This is a genomic window from Promicromonospora sp. NPDC023987 (genome assembly GCF_040639055.1).
Classification (GTDB): domain Bacteria; phylum Actinomycetota; class Actinomycetes; order Actinomycetales; family Cellulomonadaceae; genus Promicromonospora.
In genome coordinates this window covers 1-22,997 of the sequence record NZ_JBEZZF010000079.1, presented here as the reverse complement: position 1 = coordinate 22,997, position 22,997 = coordinate 1, and the positions used below count along the sequence as shown (strand labels likewise).

Here is a 22,997-nt window from a genome sequence, read left to right as displayed (position 1 = left end):
GTCAGGTGTTCGGCAACCCGGGTTACCGAACACCTGACCTTCTACCGACCACACGCATGAAGCCCCGCTCAGCCGATATCCGCGTCCACCCAGTCGAACGTCTTCGTCACGGCCTTCTTCCAGCTCCGGTACAGCCGCTCCCGCTCGTCCTGCTCCATCGCGGGCTCCCAACGCCGGTCCTCCGCCCAGTTCGCGGTGACGTCGGACTCGCCCTCCCAGAAGCCGACGGCGATCCCCGCTGCGTACGCGGCGCCGAGCGCCGTCGTCTCCGCGACGACCGGCCGCACGACGGGCACGCCGAGCTGGTCGGCCTGGAACTGCATGAGCAGCTCGTTGGCGATCATGCCGCCGTCGACCTTGAGCTCGGTGAGCTCGACCCCGGAGTCTGCCCGCATGGCGTCCATGACCTCGCGGGTCTGGTACGCCGTGGCCTCCAGCGCTGCCCGCGCGATGTGGTTCCGGTTGACGTACCGGGTCAGGCCGACGAGCGCGCCGCGCGCGTCGGGCCGCCAGTACGGCGCGAACAGGCCCGAGAAGGCGGGGACGAAGTAGGCGCCACCGTTGTCCTCGACCTTGCGGGCGAGCCACTCGACGTCGGGCGCATCGGCGAACAGGCCGAGGTTGTCGCGGAGCCACTGGACCAGGGACCCCGTGACGGCGATGGAACCCTCGAGCGCGTACACGGGGGCCGCGTCGCCGATCTTGTAGCAGACCGTCGTGAGCAGGCCGTTCTCGGACGGCACCTTCTCAGTGCCCGTGTTGAGCAGCATGAAGTTGCCGGTGCCGTACGTGTTCTTCGCGGTGCCGACCTCGAAGCACGCCTGCCCGAACGTGGCGGCCTGCTGGTCGCCGAGGATGCCCGCGATCGGGACGCCGGGAACCATGCCCCGGGGCCGGCCCTTGCCGTACACCTCGGAGGAGGAGCGGATCTCGGGGAGCATCGACAACGGGATGCCCATGTCCGCGGCGATGTCCTCGCGCCAGGACAGCGTGTCGAGGTCCATCAGCATGGTCCGGGAGGCGTTGGTGACGTCGGTGACGTGGACGCCGCCGTCGACCCCGCCGGTCATGTTCCACAGGAGCCAGGCGTCGGTGTTGCCGAACAGGAGGTCGCCCCGCTCGGCCGCCTCGCGTGCACCCTCGACGTTGTCGAGGATCCACTTCACCTTCGGGCCGGAGAAGTAGGTGGCGAGCGGCAGGCCCACGATCGCCTTGTACTTGTCCGGGCCCTCGGACCCACCGAGCTCCTCGACGATGGCCTGGGTGCGCGTGTCCTGCCACACGATCGCGTTGTAGACCGGCTTGCCGGTCGTCTTGTCCCACACCACGGTGGTCTCACGCTGGTTGGTGATGCCGACGGCGGCGAGGTCGCTGTGGTTGATGTTCGCCCTGGTCAGTGCGAGCCCCACCACCTGGCGGGTGTTGTCCCAGATCTGGTCCGGCTTGTGCTCCACCCACCCGGCCTTCGGGAAGATCTGGTCATGCTCGATCTGGCCGCTGGACACGACGGTCCCGGCGTGGTTGAAGACGATCGACCGGGTGCTCGTCGTGCCCTGGTCGATCGCGAGTACGTAGTCAGCCATCGGTGTTGACTCCCTTGTCTGTGTCGAGGTCGAGGTCTGCGTCGGATCAGAAGACCATCGGGGCCAGCAGGCCGGCGATCGTTCCGCCCACCAGCGGTCCGAGCACAGGCACCCACGAGTACGCCCAGTCGCTGGAGCCCTTGCCTCGGATGGGCAGGACGAAGTGCGCGATGCGCGGACCGAAGTCACGTGCCGGGTTGATGGCGTACCCCGTGGGGCCACCGAGGCTCGCGCCGATACCGACCACGAGGAGGGCGGCGGCCAGCGGCCCGATGTCGCCCGGCCAGTTGCCGAACGACAGGATCACGAAGACCAGCATGAACGTGGCGATGACCTCGGTGACGAAGTTCCACGCGTACGAGCGGATCTCAGGGCCGGTGGAGAAGACACCGAGCTTGACGGCCGGCTCGGCGTCCTGGTCGAAGTGCCTCTTGTACGCGAGGAACACGAGGATGGCTCCCACGAAGGCGCCCAGAACCTGCGCTACCCAGTACAGGAGCAGGTTGCCGAAGCTGGCGGGGATCCCCTCGGCGAACTCCTCGGCCCCGCTGGACAGGATGCCGAGCGTCACGGCGGGGTTGATGTGCCCGCCGGAGCTGAACGCGACGTAGACACCGGCGAAGACCGCGAGGCCCCAGCCGAAGTTGATGAGCAGCCAGCCGCCGTTGAAGCCCTTGGTCCTCGGCAGGATGGCGTTGGCGACCACGCCGGCACCACCGAGGATGAGGATCATGGTGCCGAGGAACTCCGGCACCATGATGTCTGTGAATGCGTTCATCGCTGACTCGCTCTCTGCCGACCACACTGTCGGCGTACGGGGGTGTACCCGGCGGCTCCTCCGAGGAAGCCAGTCGGCAGTCCGGTAGTTACTTTCCTTGGCTTCCTTTAGCTTCGGAGCGGCTGCATGGCCGCCACGTCCGGGGTGGTCAGGCGCGCACGTTCGGCGGCCTCGTCGTCGGGGGCTTCCTCTGCCTGGCGTTCGGCGTCGATTCGCGCCTGCCACGCGCGGACCTCGCGTTCCGTGTCGGACGCGTCCCAGCCGAGCAGGGGTCCGACGACGGAGGCGACCTCCTCGGCCGCCTCGGTGCCCCGGTCGGCGACCTCGTAGACGAGCCGGGTGCGGTGCGCGAGCACGTCCTCGAGATGGAGGGCGCCCTCGTGGCTCACGGCGTAGTGCGCCTCGGCCCGGAGGTACGCGGAGGCGTTCTCGAGCGGCCGGGCGAGCGAGGGGTCGGCGTCGCACAGCTCGACGATCTCGGCGAGGTTGGCGCCGTACCGGTGCAGCAGGTGGTCGAGCAGCGGTGGCGACCAGCCGAACCGCTTGCCCCACGTGCGCGCCTGGCGCTGCACGGCCCGCAGCCCGACGGCGCCGGTGAGCGGGATCTGGTGCGTGATCGAGGGCAGCGCCGCGGAGCGTTGGCCGATCGCGAAGTCGACGGCGTCCTTGGCCATGATCCGGTAGGTCGTCAGCTTGCCGCCCGCGATCACGGTGAGGCCCGGCGTCGGCGAGGCGACGGTGTGCTCCCGGCTGACCTTCGCGCTGCTCGTGCCGGCCTTGGTGCCCGGCTGGAGCAGCGGGCGCAGGCCCGCGTAGGTGCCGATGATGTCGTCCCGGGTCAGAGGGTGTGCCAGCACGGCGTTGGCGTGGTCCAGCACGTAGTCGATGTCGGCGCTCGTCGCTACCGGGTGGGTCGGGTCGAGGTCCCAGGGCGTGTCGGTGGTCCCGATGATCCAGTACCGGCTCCACGGGATGACGAACAGCACTGACTTCTCCGTCTGCAGGATCAGCCCGGCGTGGCCACGGATGCGTTCCCGGGGGACGACGAGGTGGACGCCCTTGCTGGCGAGCACGTGCAGCCCGCCCTCCGAGCCCGCGAGCGCCTCGGTGTCCTCTGTCCACACGCCGGTCGCGTTGATGACCGAGCGGGCCCTGACGGTGATCTCCTTGCCGGTCTCCAGGTCCACGACCACCGCGCCGTTCACGGCGCCCGTCGCGCCCTGCGTGAGGCCCACCACCTGGGTACGGCTCGCGGTGTGCGCCCCGTAGCTCGCGGCGGTGCGGATGACGGTGGCGACCAGCCGGGCGTCGTCGACCGAGGCGTCCCAGTACTGGACGGCGCCGACGGCGGCGTCGTGCGCCAGGTCCGGGAACTTGGCCTCCATCTGGTTCTTGCTCAGGTGCCGGTGGAACGGCATCGGACGGCGGCCCGGCGTGAGCGTCGCGAGCACGTCGTACATGGCGATGCCCGCGCCGACGTAGGCGCGCTCCCAGACCCGGTGCTCCAGCGGATACAGGAACGGGACCGGTCGCACCAGGTGCGGTGCGAGGTCCCGTAGGAGGAGGTCACGTTCGGTGAGGGCCTCGTGGACCAGCTCGAAGTCCAGCATCTGGAGGTAGCGCAGCCCGCCGTGGACCAGCTTGCTGCTCCGGCTGGACGTGCCCTGCGCCCAGTCCTGTGCCTCGACGATGGCGGTCGACAACCCGCGGGTGACCGCGTCCAGCGCTATGCCGGCCCCGGTGATCCCGCCCCCGATCACCAGTACGTCGAGCTCGGCTGACGGACTGACACTGGCTTCGAGCGCGGCCAGTGCTTGCGTCCTCGCGTCTGCGGTCAGGCGTGTGGATGCCATGCGCCCAACTCACCACGCATTCCGTCACTTGGCAAGACCTTTGCCCTGTCGGCGAGGGTGTGTTGGGAGGTTCTCTTGCTCACATTCCGATTCGCCAGACGTTTCGTCGGATGTGGCCGTCTGATATGCCCGTCCTGTGTGCCCGCCGGGCACAGCGCGAGGGCTCGGCCGTAGTGTGTCGCCGTGACGACACCCGAGGCGCCGGCCGCGCCCGTGATCCGCCCAGCGCTCCCGGCCGACGTGCGCACGATCCGTGACCTCGTCGAGCCGCTCAGCCAGGAACGGATCCTCCGACCGTACGAGATGGTCGGCTACTTCGAGGCGGTCCAGGAGTTCCTGGTGGCCACCGACCGTGCTGGTCCTGACGACGCCGTCGTCGGCTGCGGGGCGCTCCACGTGATGTGGGACGACCTCGCCGAGGTGCGCACGCTGGCCGTGCACCGCGACTGGCGGGGCCGCCGGGTCGGTCACGCGCTGCTCGAGGCGCTCGTCCAGCGGGCGCGAGCGCTGGGCCTGCGCCGCGTGTTCTGCCTGACCTTCGAGGTCGACTTCTTCGCCGCTCACGGGTTCCGCGAGATCGACGGCACGCCCGTGACCCACGAGGTGTACGCGGAGCTGCTGCGCTCCTACGACGAGGGCGTGGCCGAGTTCCTCGACCTGGCGCGGGTGAAGCCCAACACTCTGGGCAACTCGCGGATGCTGCTGGAGCTCTGATATGTAGGGCCTCAGCGGGGGAGGTGCAGGCGGCCCGCTTCGTCCTGTTCCGCCAAGCCGTCCTCGACCAGGCCGGCGATCGCGCGGTCCAGCTGCCGTGGGTCGTGCCACAGGGACGTGAGCAGGACGCGGTCCACCGGCTCGTCCGCCTGGCGGAGCTCCGCCATGACCCGGCCGCGCGCCTGGCGGTCGGTACCCGCCCAGGCCTGCGTGCGGCGTCGGTCGGCGTGGGCGTCCGGTGGCGAGCCCGCCTGGCGCCACGCGCACAGCGCGGCCACCGGGCACACGCCACACTTCGGGGCCTTCGCCGTGCAGACCAGCGCGCCCAGCTCCATCGAGGCGGCGGCCCAGCGGGCGGCGTCGGTGTCGCCGTCCGGTGCGAGGGCCGTGGCGAGGGCACGTTCGGCAGCGGTGTACGACGGCGCGGGAAGGGCCGTCCCACCGACCGCGCGCGCCAGCACCCTGCGCACGTTGGTGTCGACGACCACCGACCGCTTCCCGTAGGCGAACGCCAGCACCGCCGCCGCCGTGTACTCGCCCACGCCGGGCAGGTCGCGCAGCTCGGCCTCGGCGCTGGGCACCATGCCGCCGTGCCGTTCGACGACCACCCGGGCGCACTCCTGCAGCCGCAGCGCACGGCGCGGGTACCCGAGCCGGCCCCAGGCGCGGAGGACGTCGGCGGTCGTGGCGTTCGCCAGGTCGGCGGGAGTCGGCCACTGCTCCAGCCACGCACGCCAGGCGGGCTCCACGCGGACCACCGGCGTCTGCTGCAGCATGACCTCGCTGACGAGCACACCCCAGGCGGTCCGGTCCGGCGCACGCCAGGGCAGGTCGCGCGCGGCGCCGTCGAACCAGTGCACGACGCCGGAGCGCACCTCGGTACGCCGTGTCGCCTCCCGTGCTGTCACGGGGAGCCATCCTGCCTCACGATCGCCGCTCGGCCGAAGTGGACCAGGCTCTGCACGCGGGCCGCTGAACCCGTGAAGTAGGACACGTGACCGGCTCGGCGGCGCGGCTGCCACAGGGGCGGTGCGGAGCGTCGTATTTTGGTGCCGCGCGGTATTACCGCACGTCAGGCTGTGTCCAGGAGTCCAGCAGGGGGTTCAGCAGGTGGTCAATACGCCGGAGGGAGCCGAACGGCCCCAGGATCACGACGCGGAGGGGGCGCCGGCCGGCCGGCGCCCGCGACGGGTCGGCCGCGTGCTCGTGGTGCTGGCCGTCCTGGTGTTCGCCGGCATCGGGGTGGCCCTGACCTGGCCGGAGTCCGACGTGCCGATCGTGTCGGACAAGGCGAACCCGCCGAAGCCCGTGGACCCGAACTCGGCCGCCGCGCCGTGCGAGGCCGACGACCTCGACGTCGTGCTCGCGGCGGACCGGCAGACGGTCACCCCCGGCGTCCCGGTCGGGTTCACGATGTCGCTCCGGAACGAGGGGCCGGTGCAGTGCCTGGTCGCGGCGCCCAAGCACGGCCTCGCCGTGACCGTGTACCAGGGCGAGGTGGGCGAGCCGGAAGCGGAGCGGGTCTGGTCGTCGGCGGACTGCGCCGACCAGGACGAGGAGCGGCTGCTGCTGCTCGGGCCGGGCGACGTCGACACAACGGAGGTGAGCTGGTCCGACTCCCGGTCGGTTCCCGGCTGCGAGTCGGGCCAGCCCAAGCTGACCGCCGGCGAGTACACCGCACAGGTCACGCTCGCCGACATCGAGGGGGTGTCCAGCGACGTCGTGCGCATGACGTACACGGTGCCGGAGCCGAGCGGGTCGCCGTCCCCGTCCCCGTCGCCATCCGGAAGCCCGTCCGGCAAGCCCTGACCACCCCGTTGAGTGCTGGATATTTGCCGCGTTCGAGCTCTGTCAGGCGCAAATATCCAGCACTCAACGAGGTGTCAGACGTACCGCTCGAGGATGCTGGACTCCGCAAGGCGGGACAGGCCCTCGCGGATGGTCCGGGCACGCTGCTCGCCGACGCCGTCGACCGACATCAGGTCGTCGACGCTCGCGGCGAGGAGCTTCTGCAGGCTGCTGAAATGACCCACGAGCTGCTCGATGGTGGCGTTCGGCAGGCGCGGCACCTTGGACAGGAGCCGGTAGCCGTGCGGTGCCACCGCGGCGTCGAGCGCGTCTCCGCCGCCGGGCAGGTCGAGGATCCGGCCGATCTGGCTCATGTCCAGGAGCTCCTGCGACGTGAGCGCGGAGAGCTCGGACTGCACGTCGGCGAGGGTGCGGTCCTTGCGGCCCAGCACGTAGTCGCGGATCACGAACTCGCGGTCCGAGCCGACGTCGCCGATCAGCTCGTCGAGCTGGAGCGCCAGCAGGCGGCCGTCCACGCCGAGCTCGATCACGTAGCCCGCGATCTCGTCGGAGATACGGCCGACCATCTCGAGGCGCTGGACCACCGAGCACACGTCGCGCACCGTGACCAGGTCCTCGATCTCCAGCGCGGACAGCGTGCCGGACACCTCGTCGAGGCGGGCGCGGTACCGCTCGAGCGTAGCGAGAGCCTGGTTGGCCCGGCCGAGGATCGTGTCCGAGTCCTCGAGGACGTGCCGCTGGCCACCCACGTAGAGCGCGACGATCCGCATGGACTGGCTGACGGAGATGATCGGGAAGCCACTCTGCTTGGCGACCCGCTCCGCGGTGCGGTGGCGGGTGCCGGACTCGGTGGTCTCGATGGTCGGGTCGGGCAGCAGCTGCACGGCGGCCTTGCGGATGCGGGTGGCGGCCCGGTCCAGCACCACCGCGCCGTCCATCTTGGACAGCTCACGCAGCCGCGTGGCCGAGAAGTCGACGTCGAGCGAGAAGCCGCCGGAGCAGATCTTTTCCACCGTCGGGTCGAGCCCGAGCACGATGAGCGCGCCGGTACGGCCGCGCAGGATGCGTTCGAGTCCGTCGCGGAGTTCGGTCCCGGGCGCGACGGCGGCCAGGGTCTCCCGGAGCAGCTCGTCAGGGTGCGAGGAGGTGGTGGCCACGAAGAAATCCTACGCTGTACGTCGGCTCGCAAGCAGTTCGTTTCGCGGACCGGTCATTCCTGGTCCGCCTCGCTTCCCGTCCCGCGACCTGCGGACTGCGCCCACTCAACGGCGTCGCGGATGTGGGCGGCCTCCACGAGCTGGAGCCCATCGGGCGCCTTGACGCCGGTCCCGTCCGGGACGACGGCGTGCGCGAAGCCCAGGCGCGCAGCCTCACCCAGGCGGCGATCCAGCCCGGCGACCGGGCGCAGGTCGCCGGCTAGGCCTACCTCGCCGACGGCGACGGTCGCTCCGGGCAGGGGTCTGCCCGTTCGCGCGGAGACGAGCGCCAGCGCGGCCGCGAGGTCCGACGCCGGCTCGGTGATCCGCGCGCCGCCGACGGTCGAGGCGTAGACGTCCTGGTCGGCGAGCCGTAGCCCGCCGTGCCGTTGCAGCACGGCCAGGATCATGGCGAGCCGGCTGGAGTCGACACCGCTGGTCGCACGACGCGGGTTGTTCAGCGGGCTCGGGGCGACGAGACCCTGCACCTCGACGGCGAGCGGCCGCCGGCCTTCCAGGGTGACGGTGATGCACGACCCCGCGACGCCCGAGCCGGCGTGCGAGAGGAACAGACCGGAGGGGTCCGGCAGCCCGACGATCCCGTCCTCCGACAGGTCGAAGCAGCCCACCTCGTCCGTCGGTCCGTACCGGTTCTTCACCGCCCGGATCATGCGCAGGCGAGAGTGCCGGTCCCCCTCGAACTGGCACACCACGTCGACCAGGTGCTCGAGCGTGCGCGGGCCGGCGACGGAGCCGTCCTTGGTCACGTGCCCCACGAGGATCGTAGGGATCTGCCGTTCCTTCGCCACGGCGATCAGCGCCCCTGCGACCTCCCGGACCTGCGACACGCCGCCCGGGGCGCCGTCGACCTGCGCGGACGCGATGGTCTGCACCGAGTCCACGATGAGCATGTCCGGCTGGTTGACCTCGAGGTGGCCGAGCACCGTCCCCAGGTCGGTCTCCGCCGCGAGCAGCAGGGTCGGCGAGAGCGCTCCGATCCGCTCGGCGCGGAGCCGCACCTGCCCCGCGGACTCCTCGCCGGTCACGTACAGCACGGTGCGGGGCGACTCGAACCCGTCGGGACCCAGAGCGCCGTCGGCCACGTTGCTCGCGACGTCGAGCAGCAGGGTCGACTTGCCGACGCCCGGCTCGCCCGCGAGCAGGATCACGGCGCCGGGCACGAGCCCGCCGCCGAGCACCCGGTCGAGCTCACCGACACCGGTCGGGTTGGCGCGCGCCGACTCGACGTCGATGTCGCCGATGGGCCGCGCGGGCTCACGCGCGGGGGAGACGGTGGCCGTGCGGGGGCCGGTCGCCGCCGGCCCGTCCTCGGACACCGTGCCCCACGCCTGGCACTCCCCGCAGCGGCCGACCCACTTGACGGTGGTCCAGCCGCACTCGGCACAGCGGTACGCGGGCCGGGCCCGCTTGGAGGTCGATGAGGTCACGTGCGTCACCGTACGTGCCGCCACCCACACTGGCGGGGTACCTTGCGTCCATGCTGGTCTCCGACGGGAACCGGGTGCGCCGCGAAGCGTCGCGCGCACCGGTCCGGACCCCATGACGCCCCCGCGCCGCACGGCCCGTCGCGCGGCCCGTGCGGCCCGCGCGGCAGGCCTCGTCGTGGCCCTTGGGGCAGCGGCGGGGACCTGGCTCGTCTGGTGGGCGATGGTGACCACGTGGCCAGGGCAGCGCGTCGAGGAGCGTGTCTTCGAGACCGCCGACCGGTTCCAGGACGTCGTCAACCCCGTGGTGGAGCCGGTGCTGCTGCTCGGCTCGCTGCCGTGGCTCCTGACCGGGTTCGGCCTGGTGTGCGGCATCGGGCTGCTGCGCCGGAGATGGGGTGCCACGGGCCTGGCCGCCGTCGTGATCATCGGGTCGAACCTGACCACGCAGGTGATCAAGGACGGGGTGCTCCACCGCACCGGACTCGTCGGCGAGTGGAACCGCGACATCAACACCCTGCCGAGCGGGCACGTCACCGTCGTGGTCGCGGCCTGGGCGGCGCTGCTCCTCGTCACGCCGCGTGGCTGGCGGCCGCTGACGGCGTTCGCCGGAGCCGTCGCCGCCTGCGCCATCGGCCTCGCGACGCTCGGCGACCGCTGGCACCGCCCGTCCGACGTCGTCGCGGCGGTTCTCGTGGTGGTGGCGTGGACGGCGCTGGCGTGCGCGGCGGCGCCGGCGCGCTGGGCCGACCGGCCCGTCGACGGCCCGGCCGACCCGGCCGACCGGGCCGACGTGTCGACGCGGCTGGTCACCACGGTCCTCGGTGTCGTCGCCGTGCCGACGGCCGGGCTCTCCGTCCTGGCCGCCGCGGCGACCGAGGGGCACACCTGGACGGGCCTCCCGTGGACCGGAGGGCTCACCGCCTATACCGGTGGTCTGCTCGCCGCGTGCGCAGTCTCCGCTGCGGCCTTCGCGGTGCTGCTCCCGTTGTGCCAGGCGTCGGCGCGGCCCTGGTCGCCCGGCCCGCGGAACGCCGTACCGGACCCTCCCGGGCGTGCCTACCCGCGGATGTCAGTGCCGCACCATATGGTGCCAACTGAGCCACCGTGACGTACCCGGTGGGCAGAGTACGGGGGAGCCAGACATGACCGACCAGCGCGCGAACTCACCGCGCACCGGTGCGACAGCATCGGTGGCCACGCCGGGCGCGAGGAAGGCCTCGCCTGCCGTGTACCGGCGTCGTCGTCTCGTGGCGTTCGTCGGCCTGCTCGTCATCGTGCTCGCCGTGGTGCTCGTCGTAGGCCTCGTGTGGCCCGGCTTCTGGCGGGCCGAGGCGACCCCGCAGCCCGTTCCCACGGTGACTGTCACTGCGCCGGTGCCGACTCCTACGGTCAAGGCGATGGACCGCAGCGGTGACGAGACAGCCTTCCAGAAGGCGCTCCCGTCGACCGTGCTCCAGCTGGCGCTCGGCTCCATCGCCGAGGCCAAGGAGATCAAGGAGGAGCAGGACGCTCTCGAGGCCTGGACCGCCGAGTACTCGGACGGCGGTTCCGGCGAGGTGACGCTCCAGGCGGGCCAGTGGGCGACGTCGGACGAGGCGGCGCAGGCCGCGGCGGCCTGGACCAAGGCCGCCGGCGAGGCCGAGCGCGAGGGCGACGTCAAGGTCGGCAAGAAGGTGGTCGGGCAGTACGCGATCATGCCGGCCAAGGACGGCAAGGCCGTCGCCGTCTGGCAGAACGGGACCGCCGTGCTGCAGGCGACCGGCCCGGCGGACACGATGGAGGACTTCTACGCGGCCTTCCCGCTGTGACGGGTCTCGACCGGCCCCGGCCGGCGTGCCGAGCGGCGCGGGGGACAATAGCGCCGTGAACCAGCGACTTGCGGTCCTCGGGGCCGGGAACATGGGCGAGGCGGTGCTCGCGGGCGCGCTGTCGGCGGGCTGGGCGGCCTCCGACGTCGTCGCCACCGTGCGCACCGAGGCCAAGGCCCAGCACCTGCGTCAGACCTACCAGGTGGCCACCACGAGCGACAACGAGGCGGCGGTCCGGGGCGCCGGCCTCGTCCTCGTGGGGGTGAAGCCGAAGGACGTCGGCGCCCTGCTCGACGAGATCGCGTCCGCGATCGACCCCGCTGCTGTGGTGGTCACCGTCGCGGCAGGCCACCCCGCGGCGTTCTACGAGCAGCGGCTGCCCGCCGGCGTCCCCGTCGTGCGAGCGGTCCCCAACACGCCAGCCGCCATCGGTGCGGGCATCACGGCCATCGCGCCGGGCGCCGCCGCCACGGAGGCGCACCTCGAGGCCGTGGAGCACCTGCTCGCGGGCACGGGCGCCGTGGTCCGCGCCGCCGAGAAGGACCTGAACGCGGTGTCGGCGATCTCCGGGTCCGGACCGGCGTACATCTTCTACGTCGCCGACGCACTGGCCGAGGCGGGTGTCCTCCTCGGCCTGACACGTGACGTCGCACGCCGCCTCGCGGTCCAGACCCTGCTCGGCGCGTCCCGCCTCATGGACGAGTCGGGTGAGCACCCCGTCCTGCTGCGGGAGAAGGTCACCTCGCCCGGCGGCACCACGGCGGCCGCCCTGCGGGCGCTGGACGACGGCGGGGTGCGTGCCTCGTTCGTGGCCGCCGCGACCGCCGCACGTGACCGCGCCGACGAGCTGGGTGGATGATTCCTCCCGTGACGATCTCTCGACCCGCGACGACGCGGCCGCCGGCCATGGCCGACGTCGCCGCGCGCGCAGGCGTGTCCCACCAGACCGTCTCCCGCGTCCTCAACGGACACCGGAGCGTGCGCCCGGCGACGCGGGAGAAGGTGCTGGAGGCGATCGCCGAGCTGGGTTACCGGCGTAACAGCGCTGCGCGTGCCCTGGTCACGGCACGATCCACCACCGTGGGTGTCGTCACCACCGGGTCGCCGCTGTTCGGCCCGTCGAGCACCCTGATCGCCGTCGAGGAGGCCGCGCGCGAGCAGGGCTGGTACGTCAGCGTCGCGACGCTGCGCCGGTACGACGCCGAGACCCTGCACAAGGCCCTCGAGCACTTCATGGACCAGGCGGTCGAGGGCATCGTGGTCATCGCGCCGCACACCGACGTCGCCGACGCGGTGGAGTCGTTCCAGGCCCCGGTGCCCGTGGTCATCATCGCGGCGCGGGACCTGAAGCCCGACGTGCCGACCATCCCGCTGGCCGTGGACCAGCGAGCCGGGGCGCGGCTCGCCGTCGAGCACCTGATCGAGCTGGGGCACCGGCGGATCCTGCACGTCGCGGGCCCGCCGGACTGGCTGGACGCCGTCGAGCGCGAGGAGTCCTGGCGCGCGGTCCTCACCGAGCACGGCCTTCCGGTCCTCGATCCGGTGGTGGCGGGCTGGACCGCGGACCGCGGCTACATGGTGGGCCTGGACCTGGCGCAGCGCGTCAAGGCAGGGTCCGGCCCGACGGCGGTCTTCGCCGCCAACGACCAGCTGGCGCTCGGCCTGCTGCGGGCGTTCTGGGAGTGCGGCGTCTCCGTGCCTGACGACGTCTCGGTGGTCGGGTTCGACGACGTCGACGGCTCCGGCCACTTCATCCCCCCGCTGACGACCGTGCGCCAGCCGTTCGTCGACCTCGGCCGGCGGAGCGTGGCCCTGCTCCTCGCGGCGGTCGACGGCGGCAAGCCCGCGGCGGAGCTGATCCCGCCCGAGCTGGTGGTGCGCCGGAGCGCGGCCGCCCCACGACGGTGAGCCGAGGGGACCCTCCCCCGAGTCGATGGACACCGAGCGTTTCCTGCTCGGCGGGAACGCACCGCTGGGCTGACCGGCCAGCGCTGTGCCGAGGCCTCCCGGCCGCCCGTCCCAGCCCGTGTCCGGGCCGTTGACAGCCCTCGGCCGGGGTGGCAGAGTCACCGCGCACGGAGATGTTTACGTTCACATTCCGTCGCCGGGCAGCGTTGCCCGGCGTGTTCCAGGACATTGAAGTCCAGGTGAGTCCGGACGGCGTCGTCCGGGGAAAGGGGTGCGCCAGTGCCTGGTCGCCGCCCACCGAGCCTCCGCGTCTCCGCGGCAGGCTGGACCTTCGTAGCGCCGTTCATGGTGGCGTTCGCCTTCGCGTTCCTCGCTCCGGTGCTCTACTCGCTGTACCTCAGCCTGTTCCGCAACCAGCTCATGGGCGGTAACCAGTTCGTGGGGCTGGAGAACTACTCCGCAGCGTTCACGGACCCGAAGTTCTGGGACGGCGCCGGCCGGGTGCTCCTGTTCCTGGTGGTGCAGGTACCGATCATGCTCGCCGTAGCCCTGGCCGCCGCCCTCGTGATCGACAGCGGGCGACTCTTCGGGAAGCGCTTCACGCGGATCGCGCTGTTCGTGCCCTACGCGGTGCCCGGCGTCGTCGCCGTCCTGATGTGGGGCTTCCTGTACGGCGACCGGATCGGGCTGGTCGGCTGGATCAACGAGGCGGCGGGCTCGCAGCTGCTCGCGCCCTTCTCCAAGGAATGGATGCTCGTCGCGATCGGCAACATCGTGACGTGGGAGTTCGCGGGCTACAACATGCTCATCCTGTACTCGGCGCTGCGCACCGTCCCCGGCGAGCTCTACGAGGCGGCGGCGATCGACGGCGCCGGGCAGTGGCGGGTGATCAGGGCGGTGAAGCTCCCGGCGCTGCGCGGGGCGCTCGTGATCGCGACCATCTTCTCGATCATCGGCAGCTTCCAGCTGTTCAACGAGCCGAACATCCTCAAGGTGCTCGCGCCGACGCTCATCTCGTCGTCGTACACGCCCAACATGTACGCCTACAACCTCAGCTTCCTTGGCCAGCAGGTCAACTATGCGGCGACCGTCGCGATCATCATGGGCGTGCTGACCGCGGCGATCGCCTACGTGGTCCAGCTCCGGGGCACCAGGAAGGACAGCTGATGGCGCACTCCTTCTCGCGGCCGCGCAAGTCCGTGGTCCTCACCCTGCTGATGGCGGGCCTCGTCGTCTACTCGCTGGCACCGCTGTGGTGGCTGCTCGTCAGCTCCACCAAGACGCAGGAGGCGCTCGCCGACTCCTTCGGCCTCTGGCCGGCGGGACCGTTCGCACTGTTCGACAACATCGCCGAGGTGCTCACCTACCAGGACGGCGTCTTCGTACGCTGGTTCGGCAACACGGTGGTCTACGTCGTGGCAGGTGCCGGCGGCGCCACGCTCCTGGCGACACTCGGCGGCTACGGCCTGGCGAAGTACCGGTTCCGGGGACGCTCGGCGGTCTTCGCCACGGTCATCGGTGCCGTCGCCGTTCCCGGCGCGGCGCTCGCCGTGCCGACGTTCCTCATGTTCAGCGAGCTCGGGCTGACCAACACGATGTGGTCGGTCATCCTGCCAACCCTGGTCTCCCCGTTCGGGCTGTACCTGATGTGGGTGTTCGCGACGGAGGCGATCCCCACCGAGCTGCTCGAGGCAGCCCGGGTCGACGGCGCGGGCGAGTGGCGCACGTTCTTCACCATCTCGCTGCGGCTGCTCGCGCCAGGCATCGTGACGGTCGCGCTGTTCGCGATCGTCGCTACGTGGAACAACTACTTCCTGCCCCTGATCATGCTGTCCGACCGGAACCTGTTCCCCCTCGCGATCGGGCTCGCGAGCTGGAACGCCGACGCGACAGGGGTGGGTGCCACGCCGGTGTTCCACCTGGTCATCACGGGTTCGGTGCTGACCATCCTGCCGATCGTCGCAGCGTTCCTGCTGCTGCAGCGCTACTGGCAGTCCGGTCTGAGCGCCGGAGGTGTGAAGGGATGAGCAGCCTCAAGGACGAACTACCTCAAGGAGGAGGAATCATGAGCATCACACGCAACGGTCGGATCGCGGCGGGCGCCATGGCCGCGGTGCTGGCGGGCAGCCTCGCGGCCTGCTCCACGGGCGGAGACGGCGGAGGCGGCGGAGCAGACTCCGGCGACGGGGCGACCGCGGAGGAGATCGAGGCCGCTCTCGAGGAGGGCGGCACCATCGACTACTGGACGTGGACGCCGCAGGCCGAGAAGCAGATCGAGGCCTTCGAGAAGGCGTACCCGAACATGACCGTGAACCTCACGGACACCCAGGGCGCCGAGGAGCACAACACGGGGCTGCAGAACGCGATAGCCGCTGACAAGGGAATCCCTGACGTGGCGCAGCTGGAGTACCAGTCGGTGCCGCAGTTCCAGCTCCCGGGTCAGCTGACGGACGTGTCCGGGTACGGCCTCGGCGAGCTCGAGGACCTGTACACGCCGTCGACCTGGGGCTCCGTGGCCCTCGGCGACGGTCTCTGGGGCCTGCCCCAGGACTCCGGCCCGATGGCGTTGTTCTACAACGCCGAGGTCTTCGAGGAGAACGACCTCGTGGTGCCCAAGACCTGGGACGAGTACGTCGAGCAGGCGCGGAAGCTGAAGAAGTCAGATCCCGAGAAGTTCCTCTTCAACGACGACGGGAACGGGCCGGGCACCGTCACGTCGATGATCTGGCAGGCCGGCGGCAAGCCGTTCCAGGTCGAAGGCGACACCGTCACGATCGACCTCGCCGACGAAGGTACGACTCGGTGGGCCGAGATGTACCAGCAGCTGATCGACGAGGAGCTGATGTCGGACATCACCGGCTGGAGCGACGAGTGGTACCAGGCGCTCGGGGACGGCACGATCGCCTCGATGGTCGTGGGCGCCTGGATGCCCGGCATCTTCGAGGACGGCGTGCCGGACGGCGACGGCGCGTGGCGCATCGCCCCGATGCCGACCTACGACGGCACTCCGGTCAACGCCGAGAACGGCGGTTCGGCGGACGTGATCCCGGCCGGTAGCGACGACAAGGTGCTCGCCGCGGGCTTCCTCAAGTGGCTCAACAGCGACCCGGAGAGCATCCGCGTGTTCATGGAGACGGGCGGGTTCCCGGCAACCGTCGCGGAGCTGGGCTCCGAGGAGTTCCTGGGCTACGAGTCCGACTACTTCGGCGGCCAGAAGATCAACGAGGTGCTCGCAGCGGGTGCGGACGACGTCGTCGAAGGCTGGAGCTACCTGCCGTGGCAGTCGTACGCGAACAGCATCTTCTCGGACACGGTAGGCCAGGCCTACCTCGACAAGACGTCGCTGCTGGACGGTCTCGCCGAATGGCAGGCGGAGAACGTCCGGTACGGCGAGGAGCAAGGCTTCACCGTCAACGGCTGACCTGGCCGCCGGCCCCGCTGGGGGCTGGAGCTCCGGACCATCGGGCGGGGAGCACGAGCCCGTCGGTCCGCTTCGAGAATGACCTGGGGCACCGAACCGCGCTCGGTTCGGTGCCCCAGATCATGTTCGAGGCGGACCTGTCGCCGGCCGATTGTCGTAACGTATCGTGTGAGCGCTAACATCGCCGTGGACAGGTAAGCGGTCGGCCTACCGTGAGGTTCGACCGACGGTGACACGAACGACGCCTCGCGACGATGCGGGCAGGACGGAGCGGTCCACGATGGTGGAGCGGCAGGACGACGGAGCGGGACGACTCACCAGCCTCCGGGAGGCGATCGAGCAGGGACGGACCGCTCTCGGTATCGAGCTCGGCTCCACCCGGATCAAGGCATGCCTCATCGGCCCGGACAACGCGCCGCTGGCGAGCGGCAGCCACGACTGGGAGAACCAGCTCGTCGACGGCGTGTGGACCTACTCCCTGGACGCCGTCGCGACCGGTCTGCAGGCCTCGGTGACAGCGCTGTTGGCCGACGTCGAGCACCGGTACAGCGTGCGGCCGACGACGTTCGGCGCGATCGGCGTCTCGGCCATGATGCACGGCTACCTGGCGTTCGACGACGCGGGCGAGCTGCTCGTACCGTTCCGCACCTGGCGCAACACCACCACAGAGCGGGCCTCGACCGAGCTGACCGGGCTGTTCGGCTACAACATCCCGCTGCGCTGGTCGGTCGCGCACCTCCATCAGGCGATCCTCGACGACGAGCCGCACGTGCCGCGGGTGCGGCACCTCACCACGCTGGCCGGCTACGTGCACTGGCGCCTGACCGGGCAGCAGGTGCTCGGCGTCGGCGATGCCTCGGGCATGTTCCCGATCGACCCGGTGACGAAGGACTACGACCGGCGGATGCTCGACCAGCTTGACGAGCTGCTGGCGGACCGCGGACCGGGGCGCAGCATCGCTGACCTGCTGCCGCGCGTCCTTCCGGCCGGCGCCGACGCCGGTGCGCTGACCGCCGAGGGAGCGGCGTTCCTGGACCCGACCGGCACGCTCCGGCCGGGCATCCCGCTGTGCCCGCCCGAGGGCGACGCCGGCACCGGCATGGTCGCCACCAACTCCGTGGCGCCCCGCACCGGCAACGTCAGCGCGGGGACCAGCATCTTCGCGATGGTGGTCCTGGAGAAGGCGCTGGAGCGGGTGCACGAGGAGCTGGATCTCGTCACCACGCCGGCCGGCGACCTGGTGGCGATGGTGCACTGCAACAACGGCGCCAGCGAGCTGGGTGCCTGGGCCGAGCTGTTCGGCCAGTTCGCCGCCGCGCTGGGGCAGCCCGCGGAGCCTGGCGCCGTCTTCGAGGCGCTCCTGCGCTCCGCTCTGGACGGCGACGCCGACGGCGGCGGGCTGCTCGCGTACAACTACCTGTCCGGTGAGCCGATCACCGGGCTGGAGGCGGGTCGCCCGCTGTTCACCCGCACGCCCGACAGCCGGCTCACGCTCGGCAACTTCGCACGGACGCAGGTCTACAGCGTGTTCGGGACCCTGAGCCTCGGCATGCGGGTGCTGGCCGAGGAGCAGGTCGAGCTGGACGCGATGTTCGCGCACGGCGGCCTGTTCAAGACCGAGGGCGTGGCCCAGCGCCTGCTGGCGGCCGCGCTCGGTGCCCCGGTCGCCGTTGGCCGGACCGCCGGCGAGGGCGGCGCCTGGGGCATCGCGGTGCTCGCCGCCTACCGGGCGTCCGCGGCCGGTGCGGCCGCCCCTGAGCAGGATCTCGGGACCTACCTGGGCGCCGAGGTCTTCGCGGACGCAGCCCTCGACGTCGTCGAGCCCGACGCCGACGACGTGGCCGGATTCAGCACCTTCCTGGAGCGGTACGGCGCGGGGCTCGCGATCGAGCGCGCCGCCGTCGCATCGCTCCCGAACCGAGACACGACGCAGGAGACAGGACGATGAGCGCGAGCACCCCGACGAAGGCCCTGGCCGACTACCCGCAGGCAGTCCAGGACGAGGTGGCGCGCGTCCGCGTGGTGGTCTCGGACCTGCACGCCGAGCTGCCGCGCTGGGACCTGGTGGTATGGACGGCCGGCAACGTGTCGCAGCGCGTGCCGAACCCTGGCACGCCCGACGGCAGCGCCGACCTGTTCGTCATCAAGCCGTCCGGCGTCTCCTACGACGACCTGACCCCCGAGGGCATGGTGGTCTGCGACCTGGACGGCAACCTCGTGGACGGTACGCGCGCGCCGTCGTCGGACACCGCGGCTGCCGCCTACGTGTACCGGCACCTGCCCGAGGTGGGCGGTGTGGTGCACACGCACTCCACGTACGCGACGGCCTGGGCCGCGCGCGGCGAGGAGGTGCCCTGCGTGCTCACGATGATGGCCGACGAGTTCGGCGGTCCTGTCCCCGTCGGCCCCTTCGCGATCATCGGTGACGACTCGATCGGCCGCGGCATCGTGGAGACCCTGCGCGGCCACCGCAGCCCCGCCGTCCTGATGCGGAACCACGGCCCGTTCACCATCGGCAAGGACGCGCGCGCCGCCGTGAAGGCGGCGGTCATGGTCGAGGAGGTCGCCCGCACGGTGCACATCTCCCGCCAGCTCGGCGAGCCCGTCCCGATCGAGCAGCAGCACATCGACTCCCTCTACGACCGCTACCAGAACGTCTACGGCCAGCACTGACCCTCCGCCTCGGCCGTGGGCGCGCGCGTCGCGCCTCGAACGGGCGCGTCGTCGCGACGATCGCGCCCACGACGAAAGGAAGAAAGAGATGAGCAAGCCCTACGCGGACCGAGAGGTCTGGTTCCTCACCGGGAGCCAGGACCTCTACGGCGAGGAGACCCTCGCGCAGGTCGCGGAGCAGTCGCAGGAGGTGGCCCGGGCGCTGGACGCGTCGTCGGACGTGCCGGTCAAGGTCGTGTGGAAGCCCGTCCTGAAGGACTCGGTCTCCATCCGCCGGGCCATGCTGGACGCGAACGGCGATGACAACGTGCTGGGCGTCGTCACCTGGATGCACACCTTCAGCCCCGCGAAGATGTGGATCGCAGGGCTGGACGCGCTGCGCAAGCCGCTGCTGCACCTGCACACGCAGGCGAACGTCGAGCTCCCCTGGGACGACATCGACATGGACTTCATGAACCTCAACCAGGCAGCGCACGGCGACCGCGAGTACGCGTACATCGCGACACGGCTCGGCGTCGTGCGGACCACCGTGGTGGGGCACGTCTCGAACCCGGCGGTGACGCGCCGCGTGGGCACCTGGGTGCGCGGCGCGGCCGGCTGGGCGGCGACGCACGAGCTCAAGCTGGTCCGCTTCGGCGACAACATGCGCAACGTGGCGGTCACCGAGGGCGACAAGACGGAGGCCGAGCTGCGGTTCGGCGTCTCCGTGAGCACCTGGGCCGTGAACGACCTGGTCGCAGCGGTGGACGCCGTCGAGGAGACCGCCATCGACGCCGTGGTGGCGGAGTACGAGGAGCGGTACGACGTCGCCGCCGAGCTCCGGTCGGGCGGCGCGCGGCACGACTCCCTGCGCTACGCCGCACGCCAGGAGCTCGCGCTGGAGGGGTTCTTGGAGGCGGCGGGCGCCAAGGCGTTCACCACCAACTTCGAGGACCTGGGCGCGCTGCGCCAGCTTCCCGGCCTGGCGGTCCAGCGGCTCATGGAGAAGGGCTACGGCTTCGGCGCCGAGGGCGACTGGAAGACAGCGGTCCTGGTGCGTGCGGCCAAGGTCATGGGCGAAGGCCTCCCCGGGGGCGCGAGCCTCATGGAGGACTACACCTACGACCTCACCCCGGGCTCCGAGCTCATCCTCGGCGCGCACATGCTCGAGGTCTGCCCGTCTCTGACCACCTCGAAGCCGCGGATCGAGATCCACCCGCTCGGCATCGGCGGCAAGGAGGACCCGGTCCGCATGGTCTTCTCGGCCGACGCCGTCGAGGGTGCCGTCGTCGTGTCGCTCGCCGACATGCGCGACCGGTTCCGCCTCACGGCCAACGTGGTCGACGTCGTCACCCCGCCGCGCGACCTGCCGAAGCTGCCGGTCGCCCGCGCGATGTGGGCGCCGCGGCCGTCGTTCGAGACCTCCGCCGAGTCGTGGCTGACGGCCGGCGGTGCGCACCACACCGTCATGTCGACGGCGGCGGGTATCGAGGCGTTCGAGGTGTTCGCGAACATCGCGCGTACGGAGCTGCTGGTGATCGACGAGGACACGACCCGCCGCGGCTTTGCGGACCAGGTGCGCCACAACCAGGCCTACTACCGCCTGGCCCAGTCCCTCTGACCCCGACGCCCTTTCGTTGAGTGCGGGCCATCTGTCGGCTCGGAGCCGTCCGGGCAACAGATAGCCCGCACTCAACGACCGGGGTCAGCTGCCCGCCGTTGCCGCGCCCGTCGTCGTCACCATCACCGCGACCATCGCGGCGTTGACGTCGTCGATCGCCCGCTTCACCGCGGCACCTGCCCACTCCGACTCGGCGATCTCCTTGGCGCGGCGGTTCAGCGCGCGGCGGTCCTGGCCGGGAAAGACCTTGCGGATCAGGTCGGTCGCGAGCAGCAGCGAGACCAGGGCCGACGTCGGCCCGTCCGGCGTCCCGCTCGTCGTCAGGGCGGTCAGCACGCGCTCGCGGACGGCGGCCTCCGGGGCTGGGTCGTGCGCCGGCCAGGTGGTGCTGGGGAACAGCCCGAGCACCTTGACCTGTTCCTCCCGCAGCACGCCGCGAGCGGCCAGCCCGTGCTGCACCGACTCGCGCAACTTCCTGGCGAAGCCGCCCTGCCCTGCCTTCCGGATCGCGTCCTTGGGCCTGCGCTCATGCATCAGCTCGAGGACCTCGCGGCCCAGCGGGTCCGACGGCGTCGCCCGGCCGGTCACGCGGAACCGGCCCTTGCGGCCACCGTCCGCGCCGTCCGACACGTCGAGCGCACCGCGCAGCGTCAGCTCGGCGACCGAGGCACCGGCCAGTGCGAACTGAAGGTGCTGGGAGCTGAGCCGGGGCCGGCCCGAGGTGTCGTCGAGCGCAAGGAGGAGGTACTCCTCGGCGAGGCTGAGATCCATGGTGACTCCTCGAGGACGGGTGGCGGGCGGGTGGCGGACGGCTGCTGGCAGGGGTCCAGCAGACCACGGCCGGCCCGCCCGGGTGATCCGCCGTGAGGATGATTCCCGGGCGCGACGGACTCGGTGGCGACCGGGCTGCGGGCAGCGCCAGGTCACAATTCGGACTATTTCTCCCCTGGGGGAAACCGTGGGAACTCGTTACTCGAATGTGACGTCGGCCCCTACCGGACCGTCCATGTGAGCGCTAACATTCCACTCGGGCAAACACGCCGCTAACCCCGCACGCAGTCGTGCGGGATCTCAAGGAGGAGACATGGCACGCACTACCCTGACCCGCACCATCCTGGCCGCGGTGTCGGCGGCCGCGCTGTTCACGCTGGGTGCGTGCAGCTCGGACGCCGGTACCGCGGAGCCCGGAGGCGGCGGGGAGCCGGCCGCCGACGACGGCGTCATCACCCTCGGCTTCTCGCAGGTGGGCGCCGAGTCCGGGTGGCGCGCCGCCAACACCAAGTCCATCCAGGACACGCTCACCGAGGAGAACGGCTTCGAGCTCAAGTTCTCCGACGCGCAGCAGAAGCAGGAGAACCAGATCCAGGCGATCCGCTCCTACATCACCCAGGGCGTGGACGTCATCGCGTTCTCCCCGGTGGTGGAGACCGGCTGGGACGCCGTGCTCCAGGAGGCCAAGTCGGCCGGGATCCCCGTGATCCTCACCGACCGCGCCGTCGACTCGAGCGACGAGACCCTCTACGAGTCGTTCATCGGCTCGGACTTCGTCAAGGAGGGGGAGATGGCCGGCGAGTGGGTCGTCGAGCAGTACGACGGCGAGGGCTACAAGGCCGTCGAGCTGCAGGGCACCACGGGAGCCGCCCCGGCGATCGACCGCAAGGAAGGGTTCGCCTCGGCCATCGAGGGCTCGGACATCGAGATCATCGACAGCCAGACGGGCAACTTCACGCGGGCCGAGGGCAAGACCGTCATGGAGGGCTTCCTCAACAAGCACGACGACATCGACCTCGTGTTCGCGCACAACGACGACATGGGGCTCGGCGCGATCGAGGCCATCGAGGCGGCCGGACTGAAGCCCGGTGAGGACATCAAGATCGTCACCATCGACGCCGTCAAGGACGGCATGCAGGCGCTGGTCGACGGCAAGATCAACTACATCGTCGAGTGCAACCCGCTGCTCGGGCCGGACCTCGCGGAGGTCGCGCAGAAGGTCATCGCCGGCGAAGAGGTCGAGAAGCGCATCGTCGTCGAGGACCAGGCTTTCGACCAGGCCGCCGCCAAGGAAGCGCTGCCGACGCGCGAGTACTGACGCCCCCTGCCGCCGAGCCCTTCTGGTGGTGAGCCTGCTCGTTGGTCGAGGACCTGCCCGCCGACTTCCTGTCCGTGCACGCCTACAGCTCAGGTCCCGCTCAGCATGTTCCGTTCG

The 22,997-nt window shown here is 71.1% G+C and carries 20 protein-coding genes; 13 read left to right on the top strand and 7 right to left on the bottom strand.

The genetic code is table 11. From position 1 onward, the window contains the following. Nucleotides 1–68: 68 nt before the first annotated feature. From glpK to AB0F40_RS24040, 3 genes are all read right to left on the bottom strand, one after another. Nucleotides 69–1,583, bottom strand: coding sequence for a glycerol kinase GlpK (gene glpK, locus AB0F40_RS24050; protein ID WP_357473748.1), 1,515 nt, complete (start codon nucleotides 1,581–1,583; stop codon nucleotides 69–71). Nucleotides 1,584–1,629: 46 nt separating this feature from the next. Next, the gene (locus AB0F40_RS24045) at nucleotides 1,630–2,361 is read right to left on the bottom strand and encodes an MIP/aquaporin family protein (protein WP_357473745.1); all 732 of its coding nucleotides are present in this window, start codon (nucleotides 2,359–2,361) and stop codon (nucleotides 1,630–1,632) included. 107 nt (nucleotides 2,362–2,468) lie between these two features. Further along, nucleotides 2,469–4,214, bottom strand: coding sequence for a glycerol-3-phosphate dehydrogenase/oxidase (locus tag AB0F40_RS24040; protein WP_357473742.1), 1,746 nt, complete (start codon nucleotides 4,212–4,214; stop codon nucleotides 2,469–2,471). A gap of 183 nt (nucleotides 4,215–4,397) precedes the next feature. On the opposite strand from AB0F40_RS24040, the gene AB0F40_RS24035 reads away from it, so the two are divergent. Next, the gene (locus AB0F40_RS24035) at nucleotides 4,398–4,928 is read left to right on the top strand and encodes an amino-acid N-acetyltransferase (RefSeq protein ID WP_357473739.1); all 531 of its coding nucleotides are present in this window, start codon (nucleotides 4,398–4,400) and stop codon (nucleotides 4,926–4,928) included. Nucleotides 4,929–4,939: 11 nt separating this feature from the next. On the opposite strand, the gene AB0F40_RS24030 is transcribed toward AB0F40_RS24035, so the two are convergent. Then, the gene (locus tag AB0F40_RS24030; RefSeq protein WP_357473736.1) at nucleotides 4,940–5,836 is read right to left on the bottom strand and encodes an A/G-specific adenine glycosylase; all 897 of its coding nucleotides are present in this window, start codon (nucleotides 5,834–5,836) and stop codon (nucleotides 4,940–4,942) included. Between the two features lie 202 nt (nucleotides 5,837–6,038). On the opposite strand from AB0F40_RS24030, the gene AB0F40_RS24025 reads away from it, so the two are divergent. Beyond that, nucleotides 6,039–6,737, top strand: coding sequence for a hypothetical protein (locus AB0F40_RS24025; protein ID WP_357473733.1), 699 nt, complete (start codon nucleotides 6,039–6,041; stop codon nucleotides 6,735–6,737). Nucleotides 6,738–6,811: 74 nt separating this feature from the next. On the opposite strand, the gene disA is transcribed toward AB0F40_RS24025, so the two are convergent. Next, a complete protein-coding gene (disA, locus tag AB0F40_RS24020) occupies nucleotides 6,812–7,894 on the bottom strand; it encodes a DNA integrity scanning diadenylate cyclase DisA (protein WP_357473730.1) in 1,083 nt (360 codons plus the stop codon). A gap of 53 nt (nucleotides 7,895–7,947) precedes the next feature. Next, complete coding sequence (gene radA / locus AB0F40_RS24015) at nucleotides 7,948–9,381, bottom strand: DNA repair protein RadA (protein WP_357473727.1); 1,434 nt, start codon at nucleotides 9,379–9,381, stop codon at nucleotides 7,948–7,950. 112 nt (nucleotides 9,382–9,493) lie between these two features. Here radA and AB0F40_RS24010 point away from each other — a divergent pair, with 112 nt between their 5' ends. From AB0F40_RS24010 to araA, 10 genes are all read left to right on the top strand, one after another. After that, nucleotides 9,494–10,489 carry a phosphatase PAP2 family protein gene (locus AB0F40_RS24010; protein ID WP_357473724.1) on the top strand — a complete coding sequence of 332 codons (996 nt, stop codon included), beginning with the start codon at nucleotides 9,494–9,496 and terminating at the stop codon, nucleotides 10,487–10,489. Nucleotides 10,490–10,523: 34 nt separating this feature from the next. Continuing rightward, a complete protein-coding gene (locus AB0F40_RS24005) occupies nucleotides 10,524–11,189 on the top strand; it encodes a hypothetical protein (protein ID WP_357473721.1) in 666 nt (221 codons plus the stop codon). A 55-nt stretch (nucleotides 11,190–11,244) separates the two neighbouring features. Next, a complete protein-coding gene (gene proC, locus AB0F40_RS24000; RefSeq protein ID WP_357473718.1) occupies nucleotides 11,245–12,048 on the top strand; it encodes a pyrroline-5-carboxylate reductase in 804 nt (267 codons plus the stop codon). Between the two features lie 47 nt (nucleotides 12,049–12,095). Further along, nucleotides 12,096–13,097 (top strand): LacI family DNA-binding transcriptional regulator, encoded by a 1,002-nt coding sequence (locus AB0F40_RS23995; protein ID WP_357473756.1) that lies wholly within the window; start codon nucleotides 12,096–12,098, stop codon nucleotides 13,095–13,097. A gap of 345 nt (nucleotides 13,098–13,442) precedes the next feature. Continuing rightward, nucleotides 13,443–14,264: a sugar ABC transporter permease gene (locus AB0F40_RS23990; RefSeq protein ID WP_357473754.1), complete on the top strand. Its 822-nt coding sequence runs from the start codon at nucleotides 13,443–13,445 to the stop codon at nucleotides 14,262–14,264. Further along, nucleotides 14,264–15,124, top strand: a complete 861-nt coding sequence (locus AB0F40_RS23985) for a carbohydrate ABC transporter permease (protein ID WP_357473715.1) — start codon at nucleotides 14,264–14,266, stop codon at nucleotides 15,122–15,124. Before AB0F40_RS23990 ends, AB0F40_RS23985 begins: the two co-directional genes overlap by 1 nt. Nucleotides 15,125–15,162: 38 nt before the next feature. Next, complete coding sequence (locus tag AB0F40_RS23980; RefSeq protein ID WP_357473712.1) at nucleotides 15,163–16,518, top strand: sugar ABC transporter substrate-binding protein; 1,356 nt, start codon at nucleotides 15,163–15,165, stop codon at nucleotides 16,516–16,518. Between the two features lie 280 nt (nucleotides 16,519–16,798). Then, nucleotides 16,799–18,466: an FGGY-family carbohydrate kinase gene (locus tag AB0F40_RS23975; protein WP_357473751.1), complete on the top strand. Its 1,668-nt coding sequence runs from the start codon at nucleotides 16,799–16,801 to the stop codon at nucleotides 18,464–18,466. Continuing rightward, nucleotides 18,463–19,191, top strand: coding sequence for an L-ribulose-5-phosphate 4-epimerase (locus AB0F40_RS23970; RefSeq protein ID WP_357473709.1), 729 nt, complete (start codon nucleotides 18,463–18,465; stop codon nucleotides 19,189–19,191). The genes AB0F40_RS23975 and AB0F40_RS23970 overlap by 4 nt, the downstream gene beginning before the upstream one ends. Nucleotides 19,192–19,279: 88 nt before the next feature. Next, entirely contained in the window at nucleotides 19,280–20,791 is a 1,512-nt protein-coding gene (gene araA / locus AB0F40_RS23965) for an L-arabinose isomerase (protein ID WP_357473707.1), read from the top strand. 84 nt (nucleotides 20,792–20,875) lie between these two features. Here araA and AB0F40_RS23960 read toward each other — a convergent pair whose 3' ends face one another. After that, the gene (locus AB0F40_RS23960; RefSeq protein ID WP_357473704.1) at nucleotides 20,876–21,562 is read right to left on the bottom strand and encodes a GPP34 family phosphoprotein; all 687 of its coding nucleotides are present in this window, start codon (nucleotides 21,560–21,562) and stop codon (nucleotides 20,876–20,878) included. Between the two features lie 313 nt (nucleotides 21,563–21,875). Between AB0F40_RS23960 and AB0F40_RS23955 the strand changes: the two genes are divergently transcribed. After that, on the top strand, nucleotides 21,876–22,880 hold the full coding sequence (locus tag AB0F40_RS23955) for an ABC transporter substrate-binding protein (RefSeq protein WP_357473701.1): 1,005 nt from the start codon (nucleotides 21,876–21,878) through the stop codon (nucleotides 22,878–22,880). Nucleotides 22,881–22,997 lie beyond the last annotated feature (117 nt).

Excerpts from the sequence above, each read along its gene's own strand:
- glpK (WP_357473748.1), bottom strand. The coding sequence starts at position 1,583 with ATGGCTGACTACGTACTCGCGATCGACCAGGGCACGACGAGCACCCGG.
- AB0F40_RS24045 (WP_357473745.1), bottom strand. The coding sequence starts at position 2,361 with ATGAACGCATTCACAGACATCATGGTGCCGGAGTTCCTCGGCACCATG.
- AB0F40_RS24040 (WP_357473742.1), bottom strand. The coding sequence starts at position 4,214 with ATGGCATCCACACGCCTGACCGCAGACGCGAGGACGCAAGCACTGGCC.
- AB0F40_RS24010 (WP_357473724.1), top strand. The coding sequence starts at position 9,494 with ATGACGCCCCCGCGCCGCACGGCCCGTCGCGCGGCCCGTGCGGCCCGC.
- AB0F40_RS24005 (WP_357473721.1), top strand. The coding sequence starts at position 10,524 with ATGACCGACCAGCGCGCGAACTCACCGCGCACCGGTGCGACAGCATCG.
- AB0F40_RS23995 (WP_357473756.1), top strand. The coding sequence starts at position 12,096 with ATGGCCGACGTCGCCGCGCGCGCAGGCGTGTCCCACCAGACCGTCTCC.
- AB0F40_RS23990 (WP_357473754.1), top strand. The coding sequence starts at position 13,443 with ATGGTGGCGTTCGCCTTCGCGTTCCTCGCTCCGGTGCTCTACTCGCTG.
- AB0F40_RS23985 (WP_357473715.1), top strand. The coding sequence starts at position 14,264 with ATGGCGCACTCCTTCTCGCGGCCGCGCAAGTCCGTGGTCCTCACCCTG.
- AB0F40_RS23980 (WP_357473712.1), top strand. The coding sequence starts at position 15,163 with ATGAGCATCACACGCAACGGTCGGATCGCGGCGGGCGCCATGGCCGCG.
- AB0F40_RS23975 (WP_357473751.1), top strand. The coding sequence starts at position 16,799 with ATGGTGGAGCGGCAGGACGACGGAGCGGGACGACTCACCAGCCTCCGG.
- AB0F40_RS23970 (WP_357473709.1), top strand. The coding sequence starts at position 18,463 with ATGAGCGCGAGCACCCCGACGAAGGCCCTGGCCGACTACCCGCAGGCA.
- araA (WP_357473707.1), top strand. The coding sequence starts at position 19,280 with ATGAGCAAGCCCTACGCGGACCGAGAGGTCTGGTTCCTCACCGGGAGC.
- AB0F40_RS23960 (WP_357473704.1), bottom strand. The coding sequence starts at position 21,562 with ATGGATCTCAGCCTCGCCGAGGAGTACCTCCTCCTTGCGCTCGACGAC.
- AB0F40_RS23955 (WP_357473701.1), top strand. The coding sequence starts at position 21,876 with ATGGCACGCACTACCCTGACCCGCACCATCCTGGCCGCGGTGTCGGCG.